The 11,684-nt window shown below is 66.0% G+C and carries 8 protein-coding genes; 1 reads left to right on the top strand and 7 read right to left on the bottom strand.

Annotated elements, in window-relative coordinates; genetic code table 11:
* Positions 1 to 98: 98 nt before the first annotated feature.
* Positions 99 to 176 carry a hypothetical protein gene (locus IPZ69_RS47675; protein ID WP_374292597.1) on the top strand — a complete coding sequence of 26 codons (78 nt, stop codon included), beginning with the start codon at positions 99 to 101 and terminating at the stop codon, positions 174 to 176.
* Positions 177 to 409: 233 nt separating this feature from the next.
* Here the strand turns inward: IPZ69_RS47675 and haaN are convergent, their stop codons facing one another.
* The 7 genes from haaN to IPZ69_RS01685 all read right to left on the bottom strand — a co-directional run bounded on the left by haaN (position 410) and on the right by IPZ69_RS01685 (position 11,675).
* Positions 410 to 889, bottom strand: a complete 480-nt coding sequence (gene haaN, locus IPZ69_RS01710; protein WP_235451809.1) for a cyclophane-containing RiPP N-acetyltransferase HaaN — start codon at positions 887 to 889, stop codon at positions 410 to 412.
* Positions 890 to 930: 41 nt separating this feature from the next.
* A complete protein-coding gene (locus tag IPZ69_RS01705) occupies positions 931 to 2,094 on the bottom strand; it encodes an FxsB family cyclophane-forming radical SAM/SPASM peptide maturase (RefSeq protein ID WP_235451865.1) in 1,164 nt (387 codons plus the stop codon).
* 13 nt (positions 2,095 to 2,107) lie between these two features.
* The gene (gene haaA, locus IPZ69_RS47325; RefSeq protein WP_308407417.1) at positions 2,108 to 2,299 is read right to left on the bottom strand and encodes a HaaA family cyclophane-containing RiPP peptide; all 192 of its coding nucleotides are present in this window, start codon (positions 2,297 to 2,299) and stop codon (positions 2,108 to 2,110) included.
* 160 nt (positions 2,300 to 2,459) lie between these two features.
* Positions 2,460 to 5,219, bottom strand: coding sequence for a cyclophane-containing RiPP biosynthesis TPR protein HaaT (haaT, locus tag IPZ69_RS01700; RefSeq protein ID WP_235451808.1), 2,760 nt, complete (start codon positions 5,217 to 5,219; stop codon positions 2,460 to 2,462).
* A gap of 390 nt (positions 5,220 to 5,609) precedes the next feature.
* Positions 5,610 to 8,888, bottom strand: a complete 3,279-nt coding sequence (locus IPZ69_RS01695) for a type I restriction endonuclease subunit R (RefSeq protein WP_235451807.1) — start codon at positions 8,886 to 8,888, stop codon at positions 5,610 to 5,612.
* On the bottom strand, positions 8,885 to 10,060 hold the full coding sequence (locus IPZ69_RS01690; RefSeq protein ID WP_235451806.1) for a restriction endonuclease subunit S: 1,176 nt from the start codon (positions 10,058 to 10,060) through the stop codon (positions 8,885 to 8,887). Before IPZ69_RS01690 ends, IPZ69_RS01695 begins: the two co-directional genes overlap by 4 nt.
* Positions 10,053 to 11,675 carry a class I SAM-dependent DNA methyltransferase gene (locus IPZ69_RS01685; protein WP_235451805.1) on the bottom strand — a complete coding sequence of 541 codons (1,623 nt, stop codon included), beginning with the start codon at positions 11,673 to 11,675 and terminating at the stop codon, positions 10,053 to 10,055. The genes IPZ69_RS01690 and IPZ69_RS01685 overlap by 8 nt, the downstream gene beginning before the upstream one ends.
* Positions 11,676 to 11,684: the final 9 nt, after the last annotated feature.

Below are 11,684 nucleotides of genomic sequence, written 5' to 3'. Positions count from 1 at the left end.
ACGCCTGCGGCGCTGATCACACGCGGCCGGATCGACCAGCAGCTGGGGATGATCGCCAGCCTCGCGACGAGCGCCACAAGGCGTTTCGGCTGCTGATCGTGGTACTGGCGGCCGTCGATGAACGGCGCCGCGAGCGCTTCTGCTCCGAAGGATGCGGTCACTGGAATCCCACCTGACCGATCAGACCGGGCGGTCCTCACGGGGCGATAGGGCCGTTCTTCTTGTCTGGGTGTGCCGACAGGACGTAGCGGGGGTCGTGTCCGCAGGGAAACTATTCCTGTCGTGGCTGGGACGCGGAACGCGACTTCGGCACGGACCCGTCAGGTGGGCAGCCGCACCCCAGACCAATGATGCACTCACACCGTTCGCAGCGTTCTTCCTTCACAACCCCGCTCGTTCCCATGCCTTCTCATGCCTCGTCGACTTCGACCCTGTAGACAATCTTCCCGTCGAACTCCGCGAACCCGAGCGACTTGTAGAAGGCTCGGGCGCCCGGGTTGTCGCGGTCGGTCATCCACTCGACGCGGCTGCACCCGGAGCGGGCCGCAGCGATGGCACGCAACTCGTTCATGAGGCGTTCGCCGACTCTCTGCCGACGGAGCACATCACGGACGTACAGCTCCTTGAGGAAGAGGGAGTGGGTCGACCCCGCCGACGGCCACAGAAACGAATACGCGGCGAGTCCGACGATGTCCCCTGCCTCGTCCTCGACCAACAGGGCGGAAGCGAGGGGCGGTGAACCGAACAGGGCCTCCTCGACCTGGTCCTGGCGCTCGTCGAAAGGCTGGATATCGGCGTCGGCCGTGCTGTAGAACCGCTCAATCTCCTCGATCAGTTCGGCCAGTCCTCGGACGTCGCTCTTCTCGGCGGGCCGGATCGTCACGGTCATCGGCGTGCAACTCCTGTCGTTTGCGCTGTCGTGCATAGTGGCTACGAGGACCCGGCGGCAGAAGCCCCGAGCGCCCAGCCGTGCCGTTGTAGAGAACCCTGGACATGCCGTATGAGATACGCCAGGTCCGCGCAGTAGACGGACGGATTCTTGTATCCACGTGCCGCGCTGAAGCGGTGCGGCAGGTAGCCGCCGCCGCATACGGCCACCAGCGGACAGCGTTGGCACTCCTCGGAGAGGGCGGCCGTCCCGCTCTCCTGGCGATGCATCAGCTTGGGGTGGTGGACGGCCGCGTCGAAGGAGTCACTGAAGACGTCGAGCCCGAGCCAGGACTCGCCCTCCTCCACCGAGCGCAGGGTGTCCACGCCCTCGACGGAACCGTCGGACTCGATCACGACGCTGGCTGGCGGCGCGAGCCCGAGGGTCTCCACCGCACCGCGCGCGCCGGAGCTTAGCGCCACGATGTCCTCCAGCATGCGCACGCTGTGCCGGTACTCGGGCCGGGCAAGCCAGGCATCGTAGACGCGGCTCATCCACACCCCGTACTCCGGGACAGCGGGATCATTCCGATCCGGCGGCGCATCGTGGGTTCCGTGGGGCAGCCCGAAATCGATCACCGGAGGCTCGAACGACGCGAGGTAGTCGTGCACCTCCACGGGATCGTTCGCCAGGTCCACAACAGCGAGCAGCCCCGCGAACAGCCCAGGCCGGGACCTCAGCATCTGGATGCCCCGTACCGCCGAGGCCGCGCTCGATCGGGAGGCGTGCGTGAGGCGGTGCCGGTCGTTGGCGGCGGGCGGTCCGTCGAGGCTGACGCCCACCGTCACCCCGTACTGCTCGAAGAGGTCGAGCCACGTCTCCGACACGAGCGTCCCGTTGGTCTGCAACTCCAAGCGGACCTCGACGTCGGACGGGACGCCGTCCTTGAGCACGTCGAGAAGCTCCCCCAGGTGCCGGGGCCCGGCGAGTAGCGGCTCGCCACCATGCAGCACGACGTGGACGGTCCGCAGCCCGTACGTCGTCACATGGTCGGTGATCCTCCGAACCGCCGCCCGAGCCACCTCCACGCTCATCCGCGCCGGCAGGCTCCGCCACGCCCGGTCTTTGGAGTTGAAGACATAGCAATAGTCACAATCAATGTTGCATCGATTTGCGACCTTGAGGATGAAGGTATGGAACGGCGTATGAGGAGGCGTCGGTGTCATCAAGTAGCAGCGGCTACAGCGGCCACGGCCAGATCAGCGAAGCGGCGTGGGCGCCGTCCCCGATGCTGTTCGAGGCGGCCCGCTCGGCCGCCAGGCGGCGCTGCACGCGGGCGGCAACACGGTCCAGAACTTCGTGACGGGGTGTGGACTCCGAGGTATCCGGACCGGAGGCCGAAAGGGAGGGAACAGTCGTGCTGGGCGGCATTCAACGCTCCTCGTGATAGGTGTGCCGGGAGACCGGCGCTCTGCGATGGCGGTTGAAGCAACGGGCAGCTGAAGCTGTTGAGGTTATAGATCGGCTCGCAACGTAGCAGCGTCGCCACTCACCTCGGCATACGGAAACTGGTCACGTATTTCGCTCCAGCTCATCCCGTCTGCGACACCAAGAGTTGCTCGACGTCGTCGGCAGAAGCGTGCACGCCCAGCCGTCTATACACGGTGAGCGCTTCGCGCAGCATCTCCTCGGCTCGGGCCGGGCCGTCGATCGTCCAACGGCAGCGGCCGATCCCTTCCAACGCCCGTGCCTCTTCCAGCGGACAGCGGATCTCCTGAGCCAGAACCAGTGCCCGTTCGAAACGCGCGCGCCCGGCAGTCGGGTCACCGGACGTCCGCAGCAGTGCTCCCGAGTGGTTGAGCACCTCCGCCTCGCCACAGCGGTCGCCGAGATCGCGCAGGATCTCCAGGCTCTGCCGGAACGCCTCAACGGCACCGGCCTGCTGACCGGCGATCCCGCGGGCGACCCCCAGCTCGCTCAGCGAGGCGGCTTCGCCGCCACGGCCGCCGAGATCGCGATACGTGCCCAGAACCTCCTCGAGCACACGGATCGCAGTCGGAATGTCACCCGACAAACGGTCCAGCACCCCGAGGTGTCGGATGCTGTTCGCCCGGCCGAAGCGATCACCGAGCTCGGTGTAGTGCTCCAGCGCTTGGGTGTGGGCATCGCGAGCATCGTCGAGACTACCGGTGATCCGCTGCACCACACCCAACTCGTTGAGGGCGTAAGCCTGGTGGACTCGGTCGTCCAGCGCCTTGTAGATGTCGAACGCCTCGCGCTGCCGCTGGATGGCCAGGCCGTACTCGCCCATGAGGCAGTGGACGATGCCCAGGTCTCGCAGGGAGTTGGCCTCCCCCTGCCGGTCGCCGAGCTCACGGTAGATCGACAATGCTTCGGACTGGACCTCGACGGCCCCATCGAACCTGCTGGTCTGGCGCCGCACCATGCCAAGGTCAGCCAGCGCATTCGCCTGACCGAGCCGGTACCCGAGGTCGCGGTAGAGAGCGAGCGCCTCAGTCTGGGCGCGGGCCGAGGCGTCGTTGTCCGCGGTCAGGTACCAGACGATGCCCACCTGGTTCAGGGCATCCGCCTTGCCGCGCCGGTCCCCGACCGCGTCGTACTGCGTCACCGCCTCGTTCAGGGCCTCGGTCGCTTCGGGGTAGGAGGCCATGAAGCGCCGTACGACACCGAGTTCGGCAAGCGCGCCGGCCAGCGCCTGCTGGTCGCCGGTGTGCCGGGCGGCCTCGGCGGCGGTTCGGTGGAGTCCGACGGCCTGGTCCCAGGGTCCCGCCTGCCGCAGGAAAGGCGCCATGGCCGCGGCCAGACGGATCACGAGGTCGTACAGGGAGAGCTCGTTGGCCTGCCGGATGCAGGCCAGGATATTGGGACGCTCATTTTCCAGCCAGGCCAGGGCCGCTGTACGCGACTCCATACCCGGAGTCTCAACGTCCTCCGCGCCATCCGGCGGAGGCGGCACGATGGCGCCGCCGCGGACGATGTGCTCGTTCGCGACGGCCAGAGCTGCCAGGTGGTAGGTGCCCACACGTTGAACAGCCTGTACGTGGTCCATGCTGTCTCCTTCGTCAGCGAGACCGCGCGCATAGTCGCGTAGGAGATCGTGAAGCCTGTGACGGCTCCCCTGGTGTTCGTCGATCAGGTGGGCGTCGTAGAGCCCATCGAGCAGCTGACGGGCTACCGCCACCGAAACCGAGCCGAGGGCAGCCCCGACGTAGGCATCCAGTTCCGTACCCGGGTAGAAACCCAGGCACTGAAAGAAGTGCTGGCCTTCTGGTGAAAGGTCCCGATAGGACAGATCGAACGTCGCCGCGACCGCGCGCTCCCCGGCGCGAAGTTCTCCAAGCCTGTCCTGGGCCGCCACCAACCGCTCGTGCAGATCCTCGACGCTCCATGATGGATGGTGTCGCAGTCGGGCGGCGAGCAGTGACACCCCTAACGGGAGATAGCCGCACAGCCGCACCAGGTCATCAAGTACGTCCCGGTCGAGTGAGTCCGCTGCCCGCCCGCTGAGCCGTATGAACAGGTCCAACGCGTGATCCGGCGGCAGAGCTTCGACTGGCAGCACCACTTCCTCATGAACAGCCAGCCGCTTCCGGCTGGTCACCAGCACGAGACAGTCACTCCCGCCGGGAAGCAACGGCTCCAGCTGCGGGTAGCTTGCGGCGTTGTCGAGGATGAGCAGTGCCTTCTTGCCCGCGAGCCTGCTCCGCCACATGGCGGCCCGCGCCTGCGTGATCGCACCGACGTCCTCGCCAACAGGTATCTGCTGCGCCGGCACACCGGTGGCCGCCAGAAGTGACGCGAGAGCCTCGGTCGCCTGCACCGGGCTACGCCCTGTCGTGTATCCGTTCAGGTTGACGAAGAGCTGCCCGTCGGGGAACCGCTCGGAGAGCACATGTCCGGCGTGCACCGCGAACGTCGTCTTCCCCACTCCGGGCATCCCGTCGATGACGTGAACCAGTAGGGCTTCACCGGTCTCCTGCGCAGCACGCACGGAGCGCACCAGCGACTCCAGCTCGGCCGACCGATCGGTAAACGCCGTGGTGTCTCGCGGCAGCGACCGCAGCACCAGGGCAGCCCCGGGCGGACCTGAGCCGTCATCCGGGCGCGCTGTCGGCTCGGGGCTGTGCCCCGGCGCCCGGTGATCGTCCAGCGCAGTAAGTAACGCTGTCAGCCCGGCCGTGACCACCCCAAGGATGACGAACGACAGCCAGGGATGCGTCTGTAACCAGCCCAGCCATGAAGGCCAATGCGACTGTGCAGAAACGGCGTTCGTCACCAAACCCACGAGCATGGTGGTGATCGCGCCTCCGCCGGCGATGACGGCGACCATCGCGCCGCGCCGTGCTCTCACGAGCGCGTCACCAGGTCGGCTGCGCCATACCCAATAAGCCCCACTCCCCGGCCATCGGACCGGGGCAGCGCAGGCAGAGCGGACCTGAGCACGTAGGCAACCCCCAGAAAGAAATCCAACTGACCAAGCGGACCAGCCTCAATGTGCTTGGTCAAGGTCACCTATGCGCCATCGGACCTCCGGTCTGTCAGAGGACGACTGCCAGTCGTGCGGATGGCAGCCCCTTCGACCACTCGAAGGGGCTGCCATCGTCCAATAACGTGTCATTTACCGGAATGGGAAGGTTGTAATTCTTGTATCCCTCGTCAACGTGTGAGCCACTCCAGGTAGAGGTCCGTGAAGCGTGACCACGAAGCCTCCGAGTTGACGTCAGCTCTCCGGGACGCCGGTTGTGGACCATTCGTCGGCGAAGTGCTCCATCTGCTTCAGGACCAGCTCGACAGCCGCCGCACGCCTGTCCGGCGGGTAGCCGTGGCGGGCCAGCAGGCGCTTGATGGCGCTGCGGAGACCGGCGCGGACCGGTTCACGGGCGATCCAGTCGGGCTTGAGCTTCTTCTGGACCTCCGCGACGAGATCGCGGGCGATGCCTGCCAGGATTTCATCGCCCATGAGTTCCTGAGCCGTGCCGTGCTCGGCCACGGCGTCGTAGAAGGCGAGCTCGCGCCAGTTCAGCGGCGGATCGAACTTCTCGCCGCGCCGAGCGTCTTCGACCACCTCCTTGGCCATCTCAACCAGCTTGGCGATGAGTTCGGCACTCGTGTACTGCTGCCGCGTGTACCGGATCATCAGGTCCTGCAGACGGTCAGAGAAGGCCGTGCGGCGGACGATGTTGTGACGCGTGACCTCGCGCATCTTCTGCTCGATGAGCCGACGCAGCGCCTCCGCCGCGAGGTGAGGGGTGTCGCTGCCCTGGAGCTTGGCGACGAGCGCGTCGTTGAGGTGCGTCAGGTCGGCCATCTCCAGGCCCGCCTCGGCGAACAGGTCCGATATCCCGCCGGTCTCGACCACGGACGAGGTCAGCTGGGCGAGGTACAGCTCGACATCGCGGGCGACGGGTAGGCCGCGCGCCTCGCGCTCCGCCGCGTCGAGCTTGGCCATGTAGGCGCGGACTTCGACGAAAAATTGGATGTCCCGGCGCCAGGCCGGGTGGTCCGGGAAACGCTCGCCGATGTTCGTGGCACTGGCGGACAGCGCGTAGAAGCGCTCCAGGCGGTGGGAGTGCTCGCGGAAGCGCCGGCCGACGGTCTGGCGGGGGTCGTCGAGCTTCTCCGGGTCGTTGCCGGGAGTACGCGGGTTCCGGAGGTACTCGGCGGCCCCGCCGGCGGCGTTGACGAACGCCTTCGCAGTCGGCTGTTCAAGGCGCGCACGCCAGTTGAAACCACGCAGGATGTCGCTGAGGATGTCGTACTCGTTGCGCAGCTCGTCCAGCGCGCGGTCCAGGTCCTGGCCGAGAGTGCGGTCCTCCTGGTCGGCGTCCGTGTACTCGGCGATCGCCTTCTGCAGGTTCTCCGTCAGCGGCGCGTAGCCGACGAGCAGACCGTCCTCCTTGCCGCGGAAGCGGCGGTTGACCCGGGCGAGGGCCTGCATCAGGTTGGCGCCCTTGAGCGGGCGGTCCAGGTACATGGTGTGGACCGGCGGGGCGTCGAAGCCGGTCAGCAGCATGTTGTTGACGATGAGCAGCTCCAGCTCGTCGTCGGGGTCCTTGGCCCGGTTAATGACCGCCTTGCGCTGGCCGTCGGACAGCGCGTGGACGAGCAGGTGGTCCTCGTCCTTGCGGGAGTTCGAGGAGAAGACGATCTTCATCGCGCCCTTGGCGGGCTCGTCGCTGTGCCAGTCCGGCCGCAGCTCGCGCAGGGCGTCGTAAACCTTGACGCAGATCTCACGGGTCGCGCAGACGACCATCGCCTTGCTGGCTGCCCCGCCCTTTTCGGAGACGCCGACGAACGGCCGCATGCGCTCGCGCCGCTCCTCCCAGTGCGCCACCAGGTCCTCGGTGAGATCTCTGACACGCGCTGGCAAGCCGTACATGGCATTCATCGTGGCGACGGCAGTCTCGACCCGACGGCGTTCGGTGTCGTCGAGGCCGTCGGTGATGCGGTCGGCCTCCTCGTCGATCTTCGTCGGGTCGACGTCTTTGCCGAGGACGAGCTTGATGACCCGGCCCTCGTGGAAGACCTTGACTGTCGCGCCGTCGTCGGCGGCCCTCTTGAGGTCGTAGATGTCGATGTAACCGCCGAAGACCTGGCGGGTGTTGCGGTCGGCCTCAGAGATCGGCGTACCGGTGAAGGCGAGGAGCGTGGCGTGCGGGAGGGCGTCGCGGAGGTGGCGGGCGTAGCCGTCGAGGTTGTCGTAGTGGCTGCGGTGGGCCTCGTCGACGACGACCACGATGTTGCGCCGGTCGGAGAGCAGCGGGTGGTCGGCCCCCGACTCCTTCTCTTCCTTGGTCTTACCGAACTTCTGCAGGGTGGTGAAGAGGATGCCGCCGGTCCGCTTGGCCGCGAGCTCCTCCCGCAGCTTGGCCCGGGTCGCGACCTGGAGGGGCGTACCCGGGAGGATCTCACTCTCCAGGAAGGTGGAGTACAGCTGGTCGTCGAGGTCGTTGCGGTCGGTGATGACTACGACGGTCGGGTTCAGCAGGGCCGGGTCGCTCATCACCATCGCCGTGGTGAGCACCATCTCCTCGGACTTGCCCGAGCCCTGCGTGTGCCAGACGACACCGGCCTTCCCATCACCGGCTGCCGCTTCGCGCACCTTCTCCCCGGCCCGGGTCACCGCGAAGTACTGATGCGGCTTCGCGATGCGCTTCATCCGCTTGGACGGGACGAAGTTGATGAAGGACCGGCACAGGGAGAGGAAACGGAGCTGGGTGAACAGCCCGTGCAGCGCCAGGTTCTGACCCGAGTCGGCCACCCCGTCCCCGTCCGCGGTGAACGGGTCGACGCGAGCCCCGAACTCGTCCGTATTCCACGGCGCGAAGTGCTCGTACGGGGTGAAGGGCGTGCCGTACTTCGCCGTGATGCCGTCGGAGAGCAGCACCACCGCGTTGTAGCGGAAGGCGGTCGGGAACTCCTTCACGTACCGGGAGACCTGGGAGTGTGCGTCCTGGAGCCTGGCGCTCTCGTCTCCGGCGCGCTTCAACTCCAGCACGGCGAGCGGGAGTCCGTTGACGTACAGAACGATGTCAAAGCGGCGCCGCTTCTCGCCGTCGACGACGGTGACCTGGTTCAGCGCGCGGTACGTGTTCCCGTCCGGGTCCGTCAGGTCTACGAGGCGGACGGTCGGGCTGTGCTCGGCACCGAAGGCGTCCATGTAGACGACGGAGCGGATGCCGGTCGTCAGGTAACCGTGGGCGGTGCGGTTCTCCTCGTACGTGTCCTGCGACTCCGGGGTCGCTGCGGCGGTGACGGCGTCGCGCACGGCGTCCGGGGGCAGCTCAGGGTTGAGCCGCTCGATCGCCTCCCGGAGGTCGGGATAAAGGATCAGGTCGTCCCAGGACTTACGGTGCCCGGAGCCGGGCGCGAACTCGTTCCCGGAGGCCGGCACCCAGGCCAGCTCGGCGAGTTCATCGAGGGCAAGGATTTCCCAGTCGGCTTCCAGGGGGCGGTGGTTCTGGTTTCTTCTGCTTCCGCTCTCGCCATCGTGCGTCATGTGTGATCCTCGACAATCTTCTCGGCGTCTTTGACGCGAAGGCGGCCGGACATGAGCTGGGGGAGAAGGGTGGCACGGAGGTTGGCTAGGGTCAGGTTTTCCTGCTCCGCGAGCAGGGCGCGGTCCCAGAGAGGGCCAATCTCAGCGTGCAGCATCTGCAGAACATCGCGGTCCGGAACAGGTACCGCTTCATCCAAGTGCTTGCGCTGGATATGGCCCATGGTCGTCGCCTTGTCGGCAGCAATAGCCCGGAACTCATCAATCTTCCTATGGACTAGGTGATTGATCAGCCACTGCGGATACCCGTGCTTGGGGACGCATTTGAAGATGTGCTGGTTAATGACTGCCTCGGGACGGAACCAGCGTGCCACGGTCAGCGAACCCGACCAAGCAAACAGCACATCGCCCGGCTTGGCCACGTGCTGCTCAGGCACATCGATGTCGTTGTACACGGTAGAAGCGCCTGGACCCCCATTAATCTCTGCAATCCGCACCACCATGCGGCCAGTACCGGTGGCACCCTTGGTGAACGCACGACCGTTGACGAATTCGGCAGTGCCCGATAGGGGGCGCTCTGTGAATCCAGCAGGGTATTCCAACGTGGCGCGACGGAAGAGGGCGTTTGCTAGCGTGTCCGCCATGGCCGTGATGCGCTCATTGACGGCAATCTTGTCATCCAGTGACCCAATTACGGAGATAATCCCTTCACGTTCTTGACTCGATGGAAGAGGTACCGGGAGTACACGTACATCTTTGAGGTTGAGCGTGGCCTGCACTGTCGTGTTCAGGTGTTCCCTGATGTACTTCTGAGCATCCTCGGATTCGATAAAATACTGCAGCCACCTAGGAGAAATGTCCGAGACTGGCCGCAGTACTCCGATTGCCCTAGCTACGTTCCACCCGGCAAGCCGATCTGAAGCGATTGCCACCTGCCCCGTAGACCCAACCAGGGTCAAAAGGACCTCACCGCCTTGTAGGCGGGTTCTCGAATGTTTAACCTCGACGTTAGGAGACACGCGCAGGGGATCACTTGTATCGATTCTTCCATTACGCACATCCTTGACACGTACGATCGGCACGCCGGTCGCCTCAGCCGATCCCGGCTGCACAATTCCGTACGAGACCCCACTCTTCAACAAGGATTCGAGCGGGACCCTGTTCCACTCAGACATCGACCCTCCCCAACTGCACCCGGACCGTCTTCTCCAGCTCCGCCGACCTGTCGAACAGCCCGTACAACTCCTCCGTCAGCGCAGCGATCCGCTCCGCCACCGCCTCCGCCCCCTCTTCCTCCGCCTCAACAGCACCCACGTACCGCCCAGGCGTCAGCACGTACCCATGCTCCCGGACCATCGCGAGGTCGGCCGAGAAGCAGAACCCAGCCTCATCCGCGTATGTAAGCCCTGCCTCACGGGCCGACGCCGTTCCCCGCCACGCGTGGTAGACGCCAGCAATCTTCGCGAGGTCGACCTCCGTCAGCACACGCTCGGTCCGGTCCACCATCTCGCCCATGTTCCGGGCGTCGATGAACAGGATCTCGCCGCGCCGGTCGTCCAGGCGCTTCGCGCCCTGCGGGGACTTGTCCTTGGCCAGGAACCACAGGCAGGCCGGGATCTGCGTCGTGCGGAACAGCTGGGAGGGCATGGCGACCATGCAGGCCACCAGGTCGGCCTCGACCAGCGCTTGGCGGATCTCGCCCTCACCGCTCTGCTGGGAGCCCATGGAGCCGTTGGCCAGGACGATGCCGGCGGTGCCCCGTTCGCCCAGCTTGGAGATCATGTGCTGGAGCCACGCGTAGTTGGCGTTGCCCTTCGGCGGTACCCCGTACCTCCACCTCGGGTCGCCTTCGTCCCTCGCCCAGTCCTTGATGTTGAACGGGGGGTTGGCCATGACGAAGTCGGCCTTAAGGTCAGGGTGCTTGTCGTCGGCGAAGGTGTCGCCCCAGCGGGGGGCGAGGTTGCCGTCGATGCCGTGGATGGCGAGGTTCATCTTGCCCAGGCGCCAGGTGCGCTCGTTGAGTTCCTGGCCAAAGACCGAGATGTCGGCCTTGTGGGCACGCCCGGCATGGGCCTCGATGAACTTGGCCGCCTGGACGAACATGCCGCCCGAGCCGCACGCTGGGTCGTAGACCCGTCCTTCGTACGGCTCCAGGATCTCCACGATCAGCCGGACGACGGACTGCGGGGTGTAGAACTCACCGCCCCGCTTGCCCTCGGCCCGCGCGAAGTTGCCGAGGAAGTACTCGTACACCTCGCCCAACACGTCCTGTGCGGGCTTGTCGGCGCTGCCGCCGAAGCGGGCGTCGCTGATGAGGTCGACGAGTTCACCGAGACGCTTCTGATCGACGTTGTCACGGTTGAAGATCTTCGGCAGAACACCCGTGAGCGAGGCGTTCTCGCGCATGACCGCGTCCATCGCGTCGTCCAGAAGTTTGCCGACGCCCTGGCTCTTGGCGTGGGTGGCAATCCAAGTCCAACGGGCGGTCTCTGGCACCCAGAAGACGTGGGCACCGGTGTATTCGTCCCGGTCCTCCAGGAAGTCGTCCATCCGGTCCTCGGTGATGCCGTCATCGGCAAGTTCCGCGGCCAGCTCGGAGCGGCGCTCGTCGAAGGCGTCGGAGACGTACTTCAGGAAGATCAGGCCAAGGACGAACTCCTTGTACTGCGCGGCGTCGATGGAGCCGCGCAGCTTGTCAGCGGCCTTCCACAGGATCGCCTGGATCTCCTTGGCGGTGGAGGCGCTGAACAACTCCGCCTGATCGGTGGGTTTCTTCGCAGCGGTAGCCATGAGGCAGAC

The organism is Streptomyces olivochromogenes, from assembly GCF_021538895.1.
GTDB classification, from domain to species: Bacteria; Actinomycetota; Actinomycetes; order Streptomycetales; family Streptomycetaceae; genus Streptomyces; species Streptomyces olivochromogenes_A.
The sequence above is the reverse complement of the archived record's forward strand: the minus strand, read 5'-3'. Positions and strand labels throughout refer to the sequence as shown.